The organism is Chromobacterium sp. HL1 (genome assembly GCF_057418835.1).
The window spans coordinates 5,096,076-5,111,307 of record NZ_CP162399.1; the positions used below are offsets into that span (position 1 = coordinate 5,096,076).

A 15,232-nucleotide genomic window follows, 5' to 3' on the forward strand; every position below is an offset into this window, starting at 1 on the left:
GTGGCCGGCTCAGGGCTCCAGCCGGCGCGGCTGGGCGGGCGCCGCGCCTTGCAGCCGGACTTCAAAAGCCTGGCTGGCGCCAAAGTCGTTGATGATCTGGTAGCGCAAGCGCGCGTCGTTTGCGGCGTCGGCGGGCAGCGGCCATTGCTCGCCGGCGCCGGGCGCCAGCATCCGGGCGCGGCAGATCTCCTTGGATTTTCCGCCGGAGAGCAGGGTCAGGCCGGTCACGGTCACGTGGTAGCGGCTGGGGTTGTCCGCTTGCAGCCAGCTGCTGCCGCGCTCGCGCCGCAGCCGCCAACGCAGGCGTTCCGGCGCTTGTAGCGCGTCGCCGTCCAGGCCCGGCGGGCGGTAGAACACCTTGACGCGCTGGCGCACCGCCAGTTGCAGCACATTGCCTTGCCCGGCGGCTTGCGGGATTTCCTGCACATTGAGCCAGAAGGCGGTTTCCCGTTGATCGGTCGCGCCGGCGCCGGCGTAGAGGATGCGCAGCAATTGCTCCTGCCCGGCCGGCAGCCGCGTCAGCGGCGGGGTGATGGCGAAGGGCAGTTCGACCTTGTCGCCGTCCAGCGCTTCCAGCCAGGACTGCACCAGGATGTCCGCGCCGTGGTTGCGCACGGTGACGGCGGCTTCCGGATGCGCGCCGTCGAAAATGACGCGGGTGCCGTTGAGGCTGATGCCGGCGTTGGCGTAGGGCATGGCCAGCCAGGCCGCCAAGCCGGCGGCTTGCAGCAGGGTTTTCATGATGGGGGCCCTGAAAATAGACAACGGCGGGAAACCCGCCGCTGTGGGTGGAGGAGGCGAGGGCTTAGTCGTAGCTCAGTTCGAAGGGGAGGGCGGCGGTGACAGTGCCTGCGCTCATGCTGGCGCGCAAAGCGCTGGTGGTGACATAGACGGCGTCAAGATCAATGGTTTCCGAGGTATTGAGAGCCGCTTTGGTTCGAAAGACTCCTGTGCTCAGGTCCAGCGGAGTGCCGCCTTTATAGACGGCGATGCCCACGCCTTTAGCCCCACTGCTTGCGGTATTGGCTAAGGCTGTAGCGTTGCTCGCAAGTCTCGATCCAGGGAGTGCCGTGAATTTGGCTTCGACATTGCTCGCGCCGCTGCATTGAATCTTGATCTGAAAAGCCTGTTTCTCCAGTGGCGCTTTACCCAGATCGACGATTTTGTCCATGGTGATAGGGGACATGCTGACTGCGAGAACGGGCGCGATGGCCGTGCCGCTTCTGGTTGCGCCGGTACCATTATCTATTGTGCAGGTGGGGGCGGTGACGCTGCCGGTGAAATGGATGCTGCCCTTTTGGGTGACGGCGGCCTGAGACGCCAGCGGAAGCGCGGCGGCAAAGACGGCCGCCAGGGCCAGCAGGCTGTGTTTTGGTTTCATGGTGGTCTCCAGTGGTTGCGGCGCGCAGGTGCTTGGCCTGGGCCTTGAGTGGAGACGGCATGATAAAAACACATTCAATTCAGGTCTTTAGCCTGACTTTGAGCGCTTCTTACCTTTTCTTACCAAGCCATAACTTTTCTTGTTTGGACTTTTTGATGTCGGCAAACAAGGTTTAAGCCGCTCGTGGGGATTGATAAGAGTTTAAACCTGTCCTTTTGGACAGGTTTGTGAAAATGGCAATTCTATAGGATTGTCTGCTAAGTGCCGGTTATCTAAAATGTTTTGACTCAAATTTTGTCATCTCCACCCTCATTACGCCTCAAGGCCCCCATCCGCAGACCAGGTCGAAGCCCGTCGCCATGGGGGCTTTGCATAAGGCTGGTTTGGGGGTGTTTTGATTTTGGATAGTTCGAAGGACCGCCCCATGGACCTCAGCACCCTGCTCGCCAGCTTCGCCTCCGCCTTCAACCAGGACCAGCGCCTGCTCACCCTCAGCCTGGGCGACGGCAGCGTGGCGGCCGAGCAATTGCTGCCGCTGAGCTTGGCCGGCGAAGAAGGCGTGTCCCGGTCTTACGCCTACCAGCTGACCTGTTTGTCTCCGGACGGCAAGATTGAACTCAAGAGCCTGCTCGGCCTGCCGGCCCGGCTCGGCATCCTCGACGCCGCCGGCGCGGAGAGCCTGCGCTGCGGCGTGGTGTCCAAGGCCGAGTGCCTAGGCTCGGACGGCGGCTTCAGCCGTTATCAGCTGACCATTGAACCGCCGTTCGCGCTGCTGCGTCATCGCGTCAGTTCGCGGGTGTTCCAGGACCAGTCGGTGCCGGACATCGTCACGCAGATCCTGAGCGAGCATCAGCAGGCCAATCCGGTGTTCGCCCGCATCCAGGCCCAGGACTTCAAGACCGGCCCGGCGTCGCCGCGCAGCTACTGTCTGCAGTACCGCGAGAGCGATTACGACTTCATCGTGCGCCTGCTGCACGAAGAGGGTTACGCCTGGCGTTTCGATCACCTCGACGGCGACACACCACAAGTGCGCTTGGTCGCCTTCGACGACCCTTACAGCCTGCCGCCGGCTGGCGTCGAGCGGGTGCGCTTCCACCGCAGCGACGCCACCGAGGCCGAAGACGGCCTGACCGAGTGGAACGCCCAGCGCCAGATCGTGCCCGGCGCGGTGGCCTTGGCCAGCTTCGACTACCAGCCGGTGCAGACCCAGCACAGCGGCGACGACAGCCGCATCGACCAGGGCCAGAACGGCAAGGCCTTGCAATCCTCCTTGCACGACTACGACCCGCAATCGCTGTACTACGCCGGCGACGCCGACCAGCTCAGCCACTACGCCCAGCTGCGCCAGCAAGCGCATGACCTGAACGCCAAGCAATTCAGCGGCGGTGGCAGCGTGCGCGGCCTGGCCGCCGGCCAGTGGTTCCGCCTGGACGACCACCCGGCCCACGAGGGCGACAGCAGCGAACAGCGCGAATTCGTCGTTACCCGCCAAGCCTTAAGCGCGCGCAACAACCTGCCGGCGGATCTCAAAGCGCTGGCAAAAGCCGAGGACGCGCAACCGTTCCGCGCCGACTTCGACGCCCAGCGCCGCGGCGTGCCGCTGACCCCGGCCTACGCCCATACCGAACTGGCCAAGCCCAAGTCCCGCGGCGTGCAGACCGCCACCGTGGTCGGCCCGCAAGGAGAGGAAGTCCACACCGACCAGCACGGCCGCATCAAGGTGCAATTCCACTGGCAGCGGCCGGACGAACACCCGAGCATCGGCGCGGGGATGGACGACAAATCCTCCTGCTGGCTGCGGGTAGTCATGCCCAGCGCCGGCGCCGGCTGGGGCCACCAATTCATCCCGCGCATCGGCCAGGAAGTTTTGGTCGACTTCATCGAAGGCGATATCGACCGCCCTGTGATCACCGGCGTGCTCTACAACGGCAGCCACCCGCCGCCGGATTTCAGCGGCGCGGGCGCCTTGCCGGCGAATAAAACCCTGTCCGGCATCAAATCCAAAGAACACCAGGGCGGCCAATACAACGAACTGCTGTTCGACGATACCCCGGGCGAAGTCAGAGCCAAACTCAGCTCCGAACCCGGCAAAACCCAGCTCAACCAAGGCTTCCTTACCCAGCCGCGCAGCAACGGCAAGGCCGAACCGCGCGGCGACGGCTTCGAACTGCGCACCGACAACCACGGCGCCATCCGCGCCGGCCACGGCCTGCTGCTGTCCACCGAAGCGCAGAACGGCGCGTCCGGCAAACAGCTGGCGCGCGAACAGGCGCAAAGCCAGCTGGACGCGGCACTCAGCCTGAGCCAAAGCCTGGGCGACACCGCCAGCGGCCAGCAGGCCGATACCATGGAAACCGGGCCGGACAAGGTCAATCCGGACAATAGCAAGGCGGGAAAAGGGGATAAGGGGCATCTGCAGCACCAGGCTACGGCCTTGAAAGCCTGGGAGGCGGGCAGCAACACCGACAAGGACGGCAAGACCGCCAAGGAACAGACCGGCCGCCAGCCCTTGCTCATCCTGTCCGCGCCGGCCGGCATCGCCAGCCTGAGCCAGCAAAGCCAGACCGTGGCGGCGGGGACCAATCTGGACCTGGTGGCGCAGCGGGACAGCAACCAAACCTCGGGCCGGCGCTGGATCCACAATGTGGGTCAGCACATCAGCCTGTTCGTCACCGGCCTGCAAGACAAGATTTCGCTGAAGCTGATTGCGGCCAAGGGCAAGGTGCAGATGTTGGCGCAGAGCGACAGCGTCGAGGTCACCGCGGACAAGGACGTGACGGTGACTTCCTGCAAGGAAAGAATCACGGTGGCGGCCAAGCAGGAAATCCTGCTCAACGTCAGCGGCGGCGCTTACATCCGCATCGCCGGCGGCAATATCGAGCTGCATTGCCCCGGCAAGGTGTCGGTGAAGGGCGCCAGCCATCAGATGAGCGGGCCGGCGCAAATGACGGTCACGCATCCGGATTATCCGCAGAGCATTCCCAGGATGCCGTTGTCGCTGCGCCTGGATCAATCGCCGCAAGGCGGCAACAGCAGCTGGACCGGCATGCCCTATACCCTGCATGCCGACGGCGGCGAGGTGGAGCGCGGCATCATTGACGAAAGCGGCCACCTGGCGGTCAAACATGCGGTCACCACGCAAAAATACACGGTGGAGCTGGCCAACGGCGTCAAGTTCGATATCCCGGTGGCCAATGAGCTGAGCAAACCGGACAAGGGCGCGCTGGCCAACGCCGGCTTCCATAAAGTCGTGGCCGGCGGCGCGCCGCCGGACGGCCGCGTGGAGCCGGATGAGCATGCGCGCGCGCGCTACCACCGTTTGCTGAATGGCGAGGCCGACGCTTCGCCCGCAGGAGAGTAATAAATGAGCGCGAACACGATAGTCTCCCCGATCTGCGTCAAAGAGCCGCTGCGGGCCAATTTGACCCTGCCCTGGTTTTTGCAGACCAGCGAATACGCGCCCCATGAGGGCAGCTTCCAGCCCCTGGTCAACGGCGAGGAGGCGTTTGCCGCGGTGCATTACGCCATCGCCAAGGCCAAGAAAAACGTCAGCATTATCTGCTGGGGCTTTCAGCCGTCCATGTACTTCGTCCGCAAGGGCGCGGACATGGTGAAGTACGCGGACATCGCGGAAGCCGTGCCGGCGCAGATAGGCAAGCTGCTGGAGCACAAGGCCAAACAGGGCGTGCAGGTGCGGGTGCTGTGTTTCGCTTCAAAACCGCTCGGTTTGTACGTCAACAGCACCGGCGCCACGGTAGAGGAGTCGCAAACCCCGGGCCGCTGGAGTGTGGGGATCAAGGACAAGCCGGGCTATGAAACCCCGGAGCAGTATAAATACGATTCACAGTGGTATTCCTGGTATGACGAGGATCAGCCGGCGGCCGGCACCTCGGAAAAAACAGCACGGGATCAGCGGCGGTCGGACATCCCCAGCAAGCACCTGCATTTCCGCAGCCGCGGCTTTGGTCCTCGCACCCGCAACCATATCTTGGATCAGAGTTACGATGATGAAGGTCTGAAAACAAAGACCAGGGCCACCTTGGCTGCGGGCCCCAGCCATCACCAGAAAATGGTGTTGGTGGATTACGACGACGCGCAAGCCCATGTCGGTTTCGTCATGGGCCACAATATGTTGGACGAGTACTGGGACACCAATGCCCACGGCGCCAAGCCCAAAGCGCCCAATCTGGGCCGCAACGGCACGGTGGGGCCGCGCGAGGATTTTTCCAGCCTGATCACCGGCCCGGCGGTGGGCGATCTATTCCACAATTTCCGCCGCGCCTGGCGCGACGAAACCAAGGAAGACCTGCCGTTGCCCGGCTGCGGTTTCGGCAGTTACGCGCCGCGGGTGGATGGGCAGGCCAATAAGGCCGCCATGGTGCAGCTGCTGCGCACCCAGCCGGAATACAAGAAACAGGACATCAAGAAGCTGTATCTGAAGGCGGTCAACAACGTCACTTCCTACATCTTCATCGAAAACCAGTACTTCCGCTGGCCACCGCTGGCGGAAAAGATCAAGGACGCGGCCAAGGCGCAGAAGCAGGCCGGCCGCCCTTACCCTATCTATCTGTTCGTGATCACCAATACCAGCGACGCCGGCGTGGGCGCCGGCACGGTCAACACCTACCGGATGCTGGACAGCCTGGGACGCGCCGATACGATTCCCAGCGTGGCGCGTCAGGAACGGGCGGATGACGTCAAAGCCCGTTTGGGGCAGGCCAAGCAAGCGGAACGCGAGGCCAGCATCATCTATACCGCCAATGCGTTTAGTCCCAGTAAATTAAGGGAAAAGGCCCGCACGGAGCTGGAGGATGCCACTGCTCGGCGCAAGCAGGCGGAGGCCGCCTACGAGGCCGCGCAAAAGCCGGATGTTCCGGTGACTGAGGTTGAGCAGCCCGGCCTTAAAACCCATATTTGTTCGATCGTGGCGATGGACTCCGAAATCAAGCCGGCGGTTTACGCGCAGCGTTACAACCACGGTGTTGGCAAGACCGTGCCGACGCTGGTCACTCCCGCAGTGGGCTGGTCCGAGGTTTACATCCACGCCAAGCTGATGATCATCAACGATGCTTTTCTGACGCTGGGCTCGGCCAATATCAACACCCGCAGCATGCAGGTGGACAGCGAGTTGAACATTGCGCTGGACCGGCCGGAAATTTCCAAGCCGCTACGTCAGGAGTTGTGGGGGAGGCATACAAATCACCGCGGTGGGGCAAACCCTGCCCGGATGGATAAAGAGACTGATGCAAAGATGACTTATGAGAAATGGCGGAACATCTTGGATGAAAATAAATCGGCATTTAAAGATCAACGCCCTCCCGTCGCTCCTCTTCGTGAGTTCCTACGCACAGACCCAGCCCGGAGCAATAGTGACTAAGCCAGCTATTTTTACCCTGATTCTTACCCTGAGTCTGGCCGCCTGCGGCGGCGCCAAGGAGCGTTCCGTGCCTGATTTGAAAGAAGTCGAAGCCAAGCTGGCCTTCAACTGCGTGTATGAAAAAGACCATCTGCCGGCTTTGAACCCGGAGGCGGAACAGTTATACCGCTACGCCCGCTGGTTGCAGAAGAACCAGATCGAGAAGGAAGACCCGATGCGCTTCCCGGAGATGGAGCGTTATTACCGCATTGCCACGGCTCACGGCCATTACAAGGCCAATCTGGACCTGCGCGACATGATAGGGCGAGGCACGGCGCGCAGCGACGATCCGGTCAAGGAAACGCTGGACCTGACCCAGGAACTGATAGACCGCGGCATTCCCGGCGGCTACTACGATATGGGGCGCTATCTGAAGGCCGGTTACGGCGTGAAGCAGGACGAGGAACTGGCCAACCGCTACTACCGCAAGGCGGCAGACTTGGGCAGCCCGGAAGCGCAGTATCTGGTAGGGGATAAGCTGACCTATCTGGAGCCTGGCTCCATGCCATCCAACATTGGCTATAGCATGATGAAATGTGCGGGGGAGCAAGGACACGCGATTTCTGCGAAAGAGTATGCGGTTCATCTTAAAAACAAGAAGAAAAATGATGAAGCGATTGTATTCTTTCAGCTGGCAACCAAATGGGGGGATGCAACTGCTGCATTGAATTTAGGAGATGGTTTCGGCCCGAATACGGAAGAGAAGAAGCAGTGGAGTGATCTGGGGTTAAAACAGGACGATGAACGCCGGCAACGTTATCTAATCATTATGGGAGTGCTAAGCGACTACTCCTACGCCCACCCCAAGGTGCCGGAACTGGACGAGATCGTGCCGCTGCCGCCGGCCCCGCTGCCGGCCTGGGACGGCAAGCTCAAGTGGCTGGAGGCGTTCAAGGCCAATGTGCCGCCGGAAAAACCGTCGGAAGCCTTGATGAAGCAGCTGGCCGCGGCCAAGGGACTGGATCCTAAGACCGGGCGGCCGCTGAACGGCAAGCATGGTTAAAACGCTGTACGCCTTGTCGCTGTTGGGGGCTCTGGCCGCCTGCGGCGCCAAGGAGCGTTCCGTGCCTGATTTGAAAGCAGTCGAAGCCAAGCTGGCCTTCAACTGCGTATATGAGAAAGACCATTTGCCGGCCTTGGCCCCGGAAGCGGAGCAGTTATACCGCTACGCCCGCTGGTTGCAGAAGAACCAGATCGAGAAGGAAGACCCGCTGCGCTTCCCGGAGATGGAGCGTTATTACCGCATCGCCACGGCTCACGGCCATTACAAGGCCAATCTGGACTTGCGCGACATGATAGGGCGGGGCACGGCGCGCAGCGAGGACCCGGTCAAGGAAACGCTGGACCTGACCCAGGAACTGATAGACCGCGGCATTCCCGGCGGCTATTACGATATGGGGCGTTATCTGAAGGCCGGCTACGGCGTGAAACAGGACGAGGAGCTGGCCAACCGTTACTACCGCAAGGCGGCGGACCTGGGCAGCCCGGATGCACAGTATCTGGTGGGGGACAAGCTGACGGGGCTGACGATTGCGCAGCCAGGGCCGTTTGCTGTAGGGACTCAAATGCTCAAGTGTGCAGGAGAGCAGGGACATGGGAAGGCTGCTTCGGATTACGCATATCAACAACGCTTTGAACAAAACTTTATTGAGGCTGTTAAGTTTTTCCAACTGGCAACTAAAAGTGGAAATGAAGCAGCGGCTTTTAAGCTAGAAAAAGGTTTTGGTGCAATCACAGATGCTAACAAACAATGGAATGACTTGGGTCTGAAGCAGGATGATGAGCGTAGCCGTCGCTACAAAATCATTAGCGATGTTCTCAGCGACTACTCCTACGCCCATCCCAAGGTGCCGGAACTGGACGAGATCGTGCCGCTGCCGCCGGCCCCGCTGCCGGCCTGGGACGGCAAGTTGAAGTGGCTGGAAGCGTTCAAGGCCAATGTGCCGCCGGAAAAACCGTCGGAAGCCTTGATAAGCCAACTGGCCGCGGCCAAGGGCCTGGACCCTAAGACCGGACGGCCGCTGAACGGCAAGCATGGTTAAAACGCTGTACGCCTTGTCGCTGTTGGGGGCTCTGGCCGCCTGCGGCGCCAAGGAGCGTTCCGTGCCGGATTTGAAAGCAGTCGAAGCCAAGCTGGCCTTCAACTGCGCGTATGAGAAAGACCATCTGCCGGCTCTGACCCCGGAAGCGGAGCAGCTATACCGCTACGCCCGCTGGTTGCAGAAGAAGCAGATCGAGAAGGAAGACCCGCTGCGTTTCCCGGAGATGGAGCGTTATTACCGCATCGCCACGGCTCACGGCCATTACAAGGCCAATCTGGACTTGCGCGACATGATAGGGCGGGGCACGGCGCGCAGCGACGACCCGGTCAAGGAAACGCTGGACCTGACCCAGGAGCTGATAGACCGCGGCATTCCCGGCGGCTACTACGATATGGGGCGTTATCTGAAGGCCGGCTACGGCGTGAAGCAGGACGAGGAGCTGGCCAACCGCTACTACCGCAAGGCGGCGGACCTGGGCAGTCCGGAAGCGCAGTATCTGGTGGGAGACAAGCTGACGGGTTTGACGATCGCGCAGCCAGGGCCGTTTGCTGTAGGGACTCAAATGCTCAAGTGTGCTGGTGAGCAGGGGCATGGGATTGCTGCGAAGGAGTATGCAGTTCAAATGCAGGGAGAGAATAATTCAGAGGCAGTGAGGTTTTTCCAGCTGGCTGTGAAGAGTGGGAATGAAGCATCTGCGTTTAATTTGGAAAATGGTTTTGGTCCTATTACTGATGCTAACAAACAATGGAATGACTTGGGTCTGAAGCAGGATGATGAACGCCGTCGTCGTTACAAGATCATCGGCGATGTTCTCAGCGACTACTCCTACGCCCACCCCAAGGTGCTGGAACTGGACGAGATCGTGCCGCTACCGCCGGCCGCGCTGCCGGCCTGGGACGGCAAGCTCAAGTGGTTGGAGGCGTTCAAGGCCAATGTGCCGCCGGAAAAACCGTCGGAAGCCTTGATGAAGCAGCTGGCCGCGGCCAAGGGCCTGGACTCTAAGACCGGACGGCCGCCGGGCGGGGGGCGCGATTGACGCCGGTTTTGCAGCGGGTCGCGGCCCGTTCGCGCTGAACTGACGCCCGTCACCCCCGCCGAACCCCTGCGGCCGGGGGGACTCAGACTCTATGTGCCGGCTGTTTGGCCGGCCGCATCCCTTCCCATTCCCCTCCTGGAGATTCTTCATGACGCCCATCCTGTTCAATACCTATCGCTCGGTCCAAGGCTTCAACAAACGCATCCGTTTCCTGATCCTGCATTACACCGCGCTGGACTTCGCCGGTTCCATCAAGGCGCTGACCGGTTCCGGCCAGGTGAGCGCGCATTATCTGGCGCCGGACCCTTGCGACCCCAGCTATCAGCAGGCCGGCTTCAAGCAGATGAATCTGTTCAATCTGGTGGACGAGAACGACCGTGCCTGGCATGCCGGCGCCAGTGCCTGGGATGGCCGCAGCAATCTGAACGATTCATCCATCGGCGTGGAAATCGTCAATCTGGCGCGGGAGGACAAGGGCGGCATGGTGTTTCCGCCCTATCACCCGGAGCAGGTGGCGGCGGTGACGGAATTGGCGCGGAACATCCTGGCGCGCTATCCGGACATCAGCCCGGTGAACGTGCTGGGCCATTCCGACATCGCCGTGGGCCGCAAGAGCGATCCGGGGCCGATGTTCCCGTGGCGGGAGCTGCATCAGGCCGGGGTGGGCGCTTGGCCGGAGGCGGAGACGCAGCGCAAATACGCGCAGCGGTTCCAGCAGCAGGGCTTGCCCGGCCGGGAGAAGATGCTGGAGGCGTTCAAGCATTACGGCTACGAGACGGCGGCGGCGGACGGTGACGCCGGTTTCGTCAGCTTGGTGCGCGCCTTCCAGATGCATTTCCGCGCCGGCGATTACCGCGGGGTGATGGACGTGGAAACCGCGGCCATTCTGTTCGCCTTGTTGGAGCGTTATTGGCCTAAGCGTTTGGCCATGATCAAGCTTTGACGCGTCTTGTTCTCCGAGCGGCTAACAAACCCCTGATGCTGCGTTGCGCCGACTTGCCGTACTCAAGTACTGTAGCTTCGCAGAAACTTCGTTTTCTGCGTCGGCGCGCCTTGCCTCAGACGTGAAACTGAGTTTGTTAGCCGCTCTCAGCGCGAAACCCGGCCGCCAGGCCGGGTTTTTCATTGCCGCTCTCTTCGCGAAACGCCGCTGCGCGCTAAGAGCCGCTAACAAAACCGCACAGCGCACCTGAGCCAAGGCGCGCCGACGCAGGCAGTACAAGTCGTACGACAAGGAGGCGCGACGCAGGATCAGGGGTTTTGTTAGCGGGTCTTATTTGGCGGCGGCCGGGATGAAGGAGAACTCCTTAATCACGATTTCCACTTCCTTGCCGTCCTTGGGCGGCCGTCCCTGGAACTGCCATAGATTGATGTGGGGCGGCAGCGGCTGCTGCGGCACCAGGCGCGTGGGGTCCGCCGGGGCGAAGTTCCAGCGCGCCATTTCATACAGGTCGCCGTCCTGGTGGCCGTGCAGCGATTGGTAGAGCACCCGGCTGGCGTTCCAGTTGAAGCGGTGGGTGCTGTAGTCGCCGTTGAGATTCGGTTCAAAGGCGTAGGAGGTGGGCTTGGGGCCGGGCACGGCCGGGTAGACGGTGTAGTTGCCCATCGGGTTTTGCCGGTTGCCCCAACGGGCGAATTCGATGTCGATTTCATTGCTGGCGTCCGGGCCCACGTCCGGCGTCGGGTAGTTGAACAGGCCCAGCACGATGTTGTCGTCGAACAGGTCCGGCCGGCCTATCAGCTTGAACTGGTAGCGGCCAAAGCCCAGCCGCTGAGGCAGGTAGACCTCGGCGCTGCTCCACTTGCCGCCGCGTTGGGCGATCTTCAGGTGGAGCCGGCCCTGGGCGTCCACCCAGGCGTTGTTCTCGTCCCAGTCGTTGGGGCCGGGGCCGCTTTGGATCTGGTTGCGGACTTCCCAGACGTAGCCGGAGAAATTCAGGGTTTTGGCCTGGGCGGCGCCGGCCAGGGTCAGGCCGGCGGCGATGAGGGGGAGCAGGAAGCGGCGCATGGTGTGTGCCTTTAGATCCACGAACAAAACCCCTGATCCCGCGTCCGCCTTTTGGTCGTACGACGGGTGCTGTAGCTTCGCAGAAACTTCGTTTTCTGCGTCGGCGCGTCTTGGCTCAGCTTCTCCGCGAGGTGTTGTCGGCGGCTCTTCGTTGTGGGTAAGCCTGTCATTTAAGCGCGGCGGGGGCGGTGGGTAAAGGGTGTTTTTGCCGAGCCAGGCTGTCCGTCCGGACAGGCGGCGGCGCGGACGGGGTCATGCCCGCCGGGCGACGACGGGGTCATGTCCCCGCGGCGCGGGCGTCGGCGCGGCGCCGTTCCGCGCGATCTTGTCTCTATTGAATCTACTTTTCTTTTCAATGGTTTGCGCGGTTTGCCGCTTGGCGATCCGCGCGCCGTCTTTCCAGTTTCCAAATGCCTTCATGCGCTTTGTCATGGTCGGAAAATTCATTCTTGTCCCTTATGCGTATCGAGTATGTCCATTACAGTGCAATCCATATTGCATAACTTGGCGGCGCGCCGTCGCGAGTTGGCATCCATATCGATTGGGAGGTTTAGGCATGCAAAAGGAAAGCGCCTGGAAGGCGGTGTTGCTGTTGGCCCGGTTCGCGTTGGCGGCGGCGTTCTTGTCGGCGGTGGCGGATCGCTTCGGCTTCTGGGGCCATATGGGCGAACTGGGGGTGTCCTGGGGAACGATGGAAAACTTCTATCGCCATGTGGCCAAGCTGTGCCCGTGGGCGCCGGCCGGTCTGATTCCGGTTCTGGCCTGGGCGGTGAACGCGCTGGAGGCGGTGTTGGGCGTGACCCTGCTGCTGGGCGTGCAGTTGCGCGCCTCCGCCTGGATCAGCGCGGCGCTGCTGCTGGTGTTCGCCTTGAGCATGGCCGCGTTCCAGAGCCTGAAGCTGTCGCTGAATTTCAGCGTGCTCACCTGCGCTGCCTGCGCCGCGCTGGTGTACCTGGCCAGTTCGCTGGAAGCGGCGCCGGGCGCGCGCCGCGTCTGAAGTTTCCGGGCGCGGCCGGGCCGCGCCCGCTTCCTGTCCTTATCCAAATTTAGGAGTGTTGATCATGAGTAGCTTGCGTCTTGCTTATTACGAATTGTCCCCGGAACTGCTGCAGGGCTTCCGCCTGGTGAAGCAGGGCTTGGAAAAGAGCGTGCTGGGCCTGCCGCTGATCGAGCTGATCTATCTGCGCGTGTCCCAGATCAACGGTTGTTCCTTCTGCCTGAACATGCACACCAAGGCCCTGCGCGAGCGCGAGGAAAGCGACCGCCGTCTGGCGGAACTGGCCGGCTGGCGCGTCAGCGCCCAGTTCAGCGAGCGCGAGAAGGCCGCGCTGGAATGGGCGGAGGCGCTGACTTATGTGGTGGACAGCCACGCCGACGACGCCGCCTATCTGCCGCTGAAAGCGCATTTCAGCGACCAGGAGATCTCCGATCTGACCTTCGCCATTGCGCTGATGAACGGCATGAACCGGCTCGCCGTCGGCATGCGCCAGTAAGCGCCTGACCAGGGGTCCGCTCGCGAGAGCGCGAGCGGGCTCGCAGAAAGTCCCCCCACCCGCCTGGCCGCAAGCGGCGGGCTAAACCAACGCCAGCAGACACACACCGACATGGACCACCTGATTAAAAAGCAAGCCTGGGACGCGCTGTTCAACGATCCGGAACTGGGCGCCGGCAATTTCCTGTTCAAGGCCCACGCCGCCTACGGCGGCAGCCGGGAAGACTATCTGTTCCTGGAAAAGCCTTTTATCGGCCCGCGCGGCAACGCCTATCAGTCCTTTTCCCTGGACAGCCTGTTCCATCTGGTGAGCGATCTGGCGGCCTGGTACCGCCAGCAGGGCATCCAGGCGGGGCGGCATGTCTGCTTGTTCCTGGGCGACGGCATTCCGTCCTTCCTGCACTTCCTGGCGCTGGGCAGCCTGGGCTGCGTGCCGGTGCTGATCAACGGCCATCTGCGCGCCGACATCGCGGCGCTGTACGCGCAGCGCAACCGCTTCGACGTGTTCGTCTACGACAAGGAAACCGACGCGCGTTGGGACCTGGCCGGCGCGCTGCGCGGCCTTACCGCGCTGGACGCGGGCTTCAACGCCGGCGCGGCGGTGGCGCTGGCGCCGCTGCCGGCCTCCGGCTGGCCGGCGGCGGTGAAGGACGAGGACATCGTGATGGTGTGCCACAGCTCCGGCACCACCGGCATTCCCAAGGCGGTGCTGTTTGGCCACGCGCAGTTTTTCAACGGCAAGCGCGAGCGTCTGCGCGGCTTTGTCGAGCAAGACGAGGACAAGCTGGCCACCGCGATGCCGCCCACCCACGCGGCCGGCGTCAGCTATCTGATGACGGCCACCATGCTGCAATTGCCGGCGTTGGCGCTGGCGACGCAAACCGGCCAGGTGGCGGCCAATCTGATCGCCAGCTTCCAGCCCACCATCGTCACCGCGTTTTCCCAGACTTACGCCTCCTTCGCGGAACTGAACCTGCCGGACGGCTATTTCGACTCGGTGCGCCGTTATTACAACACCGGCGACACCGCGCACGAGGCGCATATCCGCCAACTGCTGCGCCTGGCGCCGCGGGGCCGCTTCACCGATATGTTCGGCGCGTCCGAGCTGGGCATGTCGCAGTTCTTCAAGGTGTCCACGCCGGAACAGGTGGCCAGCAAGCGCACCGTGGGCGCGGCCGCGTCCTACGCGCGCTGCGATGTGCTCACCCCGCAGGGCGAGTTGTTGCCGGACGGCCAGCCGGGCTATATCGGCGTGCGTTCCCCCACGGTGACGCCGGGCTATTACGGCCAGCCGCATCTGACCGCGCTGACCACGCTGAACGGCTACTGGTTGACCGGCGACATCGGCCTGCGCCTGGACAACGGCGAGTTCGTGCACCTGGACCGCATCGTGGACGCGGTGCCGACGCCGCTGGGCGAGCCGGCCTACACCTTGCTGCTGGAAGAGCATTTGCTGAGCCATGCGGATCTGTTCGACGTCAGCGTGATCGGCGTTTCGCGCGGGCCGATGCGCGAAGAAGCGGTGCTGGTGCTGGCGCGCGGCAAGGCCGGCGCGGCGCTGGACGCGGACGAGGTGCTGCGCCAGGCGCTGGACTGCTTCCCGTTCAAGGGCCGCGGCGCGCTGCCGGACTACACCGTGTGCGTGGGCGTGCTCGGCGACGATTACGCGCTGCCGGTGGGCTCCACCGGCAAGGTGCTCAAGCGCGTGGCGCGCGAGCAGTTCTGGAGCTGGCAGCGCGATTACGACGACGGCCTGCGCGAGGTGTTCAGCGCGCTGCGCTGGAACCAGTCCCTGGACCGCCAGCCGGAGGCGGCGGCGGAGCCGCAAAGCCTGCTGGATTACCTGAGGGGCTGACC

Annotated in this window: 13 protein-coding genes; 9 read left to right on the forward strand and 4 right to left on the reverse strand. The window is 62.6% G+C overall.

Annotated features, from left to right (window positions below):
* Window positions 1-9: 9 nt before the first annotated feature.
* Together AB1Z25_RS23285 and AB1Z25_RS23290 are read right to left on the reverse strand one after the other, a co-directional pair.
* Window positions 10-741 (reverse strand): fimbrial biogenesis chaperone, encoded by a 732-nt coding sequence (locus AB1Z25_RS23285; protein ID WP_486636283.1) that lies wholly within the window; start codon window positions 739-741, stop codon window positions 10-12.
* Window positions 742-805: 64 nt separating this feature from the next.
* A complete protein-coding gene (locus AB1Z25_RS23290; RefSeq protein WP_486636284.1) occupies window positions 806-1,381 on the reverse strand; it encodes a fimbrial protein in 576 nt (191 codons plus the stop codon).
* Between the two features lie 424 nt (window positions 1,382-1,805).
* Between AB1Z25_RS23290 and AB1Z25_RS23295 the strand changes: the two genes are divergently transcribed.
* From AB1Z25_RS23295 to AB1Z25_RS23320, 6 genes are all read left to right on the forward strand, one after another.
* Window positions 1,806-4,742 carry a type VI secretion system Vgr family protein gene (locus AB1Z25_RS23295; protein WP_486636285.1) on the forward strand — a complete coding sequence of 979 codons (2,937 nt, stop codon included), beginning with the start codon at window positions 1,806-1,808 and terminating at the stop codon, window positions 4,740-4,742.
* A gap of 3 nt (window positions 4,743-4,745) precedes the next feature.
* Window positions 4,746-6,758 carry a phospholipase D-like domain-containing protein gene (locus tag AB1Z25_RS23300; protein WP_486636286.1) on the forward strand — a complete coding sequence of 671 codons (2,013 nt, stop codon included), beginning with the start codon at window positions 4,746-4,748 and terminating at the stop codon, window positions 6,756-6,758.
* Window positions 6,664-7,800: an SEL1-like repeat protein gene (locus tag AB1Z25_RS23305; RefSeq protein WP_486636287.1), complete on the forward strand. Its 1,137-nt coding sequence runs from the start codon at window positions 6,664-6,666 to the stop codon at window positions 7,798-7,800. The genes AB1Z25_RS23300 and AB1Z25_RS23305 overlap by 95 nt, the downstream gene beginning before the upstream one ends.
* The gene (locus AB1Z25_RS23310) at window positions 7,793-8,839 is read left to right on the forward strand and encodes an SEL1-like repeat protein (protein ID WP_486636288.1); all 1,047 of its coding nucleotides are present in this window, start codon (window positions 7,793-7,795) and stop codon (window positions 8,837-8,839) included. The genes AB1Z25_RS23305 and AB1Z25_RS23310 overlap by 8 nt, the downstream gene beginning before the upstream one ends.
* The gene (locus tag AB1Z25_RS23315; RefSeq protein ID WP_486636289.1) at window positions 8,832-9,875 is read left to right on the forward strand and encodes an SEL1-like repeat protein; all 1,044 of its coding nucleotides are present in this window, start codon (window positions 8,832-8,834) and stop codon (window positions 9,873-9,875) included. Before AB1Z25_RS23310 ends, AB1Z25_RS23315 begins: the two co-directional genes overlap by 8 nt.
* A gap of 148 nt (window positions 9,876-10,023) precedes the next feature.
* Window positions 10,024-10,818 carry an N-acetylmuramoyl-L-alanine amidase gene (locus tag AB1Z25_RS23320; RefSeq protein ID WP_486636290.1) on the forward strand — a complete coding sequence of 265 codons (795 nt, stop codon included), beginning with the start codon at window positions 10,024-10,026 and terminating at the stop codon, window positions 10,816-10,818.
* A gap of 330 nt (window positions 10,819-11,148) precedes the next feature.
* Here the strand turns inward: AB1Z25_RS23320 and AB1Z25_RS23325 are convergent, their stop codons facing one another.
* Together AB1Z25_RS23325 and AB1Z25_RS23330 are read right to left on the reverse strand one after the other, a co-directional pair.
* Window positions 11,149-11,904, reverse strand: coding sequence for a glycoside hydrolase family 16 protein (locus AB1Z25_RS23325; protein WP_486636291.1), 756 nt, complete (start codon window positions 11,902-11,904; stop codon window positions 11,149-11,151).
* A gap of 231 nt (window positions 11,905-12,135) precedes the next feature.
* Entirely contained in the window at window positions 12,136-12,330 is a 195-nt protein-coding gene (locus AB1Z25_RS23330; RefSeq protein ID WP_486636292.1) for a hypothetical protein, read from the reverse strand.
* A 109-nt stretch (window positions 12,331-12,439) separates the two neighbouring features.
* Between AB1Z25_RS23330 and AB1Z25_RS23335 the strand changes: the two genes are divergently transcribed.
* From AB1Z25_RS23335 to AB1Z25_RS23345, 3 genes are all read left to right on the forward strand, one after another.
* Window positions 12,440-12,880: a MauE/DoxX family redox-associated membrane protein gene (locus AB1Z25_RS23335; protein WP_227106219.1), complete on the forward strand. Its 441-nt coding sequence runs from the start codon at window positions 12,440-12,442 to the stop codon at window positions 12,878-12,880.
* A gap of 64 nt (window positions 12,881-12,944) precedes the next feature.
* Window positions 12,945-13,376 (forward strand): carboxymuconolactone decarboxylase family protein, encoded by a 432-nt coding sequence (locus AB1Z25_RS23340; protein ID WP_019104277.1) that lies wholly within the window; start codon window positions 12,945-12,947, stop codon window positions 13,374-13,376.
* A gap of 111 nt (window positions 13,377-13,487) precedes the next feature.
* On the forward strand, window positions 13,488-15,230 hold the full coding sequence (locus AB1Z25_RS23345) for a class I adenylate-forming enzyme family protein (RefSeq protein ID WP_486636293.1): 1,743 nt from the start codon (window positions 13,488-13,490) through the stop codon (window positions 15,228-15,230).
* Window positions 15,231-15,232: the final 2 nt, after the last annotated feature.

Bases quoted from the DNA above. Each gene is read 5' to 3' on its own strand.
- AB1Z25_RS23285 (WP_486636283.1), bottom strand. From the start codon at position 741: ATGAAAACCCTGCTGCAAGCCGCCGGCTTGGCGGCCTGGCTGGCCATG.
- AB1Z25_RS23290 (WP_486636284.1), bottom strand. From the start codon at position 1,381: ATGAAACCAAAACACAGCCTGCTGGCCCTGGCGGCCGTCTTTGCCGCC.
- AB1Z25_RS23295 (WP_486636285.1), top strand. From the start codon at position 1,806: ATGGACCTCAGCACCCTGCTCGCCAGCTTCGCCTCCGCCTTCAACCAG.
- AB1Z25_RS23300 (WP_486636286.1), top strand. From the start codon at position 4,746: ATGAGCGCGAACACGATAGTCTCCCCGATCTGCGTCAAAGAGCCGCTG.
- AB1Z25_RS23305 (WP_486636287.1), top strand. From the start codon at position 6,664: ATGAAAATAAATCGGCATTTAAAGATCAACGCCCTCCCGTCGCTCCTC.
- AB1Z25_RS23310 (WP_486636288.1), top strand. From the start codon at position 7,793: ATGGTTAAAACGCTGTACGCCTTGTCGCTGTTGGGGGCTCTGGCCGCC.
- AB1Z25_RS23315 (WP_486636289.1), top strand. From the start codon at position 8,832: ATGGTTAAAACGCTGTACGCCTTGTCGCTGTTGGGGGCTCTGGCCGCC.
- AB1Z25_RS23320 (WP_486636290.1), top strand. From the start codon at position 10,024: ATGACGCCCATCCTGTTCAATACCTATCGCTCGGTCCAAGGCTTCAAC.
- AB1Z25_RS23330 (WP_486636292.1), bottom strand. From the start codon at position 12,330: ATGAATTTTCCGACCATGACAAAGCGCATGAAGGCATTTGGAAACTGG.
- AB1Z25_RS23335 (WP_227106219.1), top strand. From the start codon at position 12,440: ATGCAAAAGGAAAGCGCCTGGAAGGCGGTGTTGCTGTTGGCCCGGTTC.
- AB1Z25_RS23340 (WP_019104277.1), top strand. From the start codon at position 12,945: ATGAGTAGCTTGCGTCTTGCTTATTACGAATTGTCCCCGGAACTGCTG.
- AB1Z25_RS23345 (WP_486636293.1), top strand. From the start codon at position 13,488: ATGGACCACCTGATTAAAAAGCAAGCCTGGGACGCGCTGTTCAACGAT.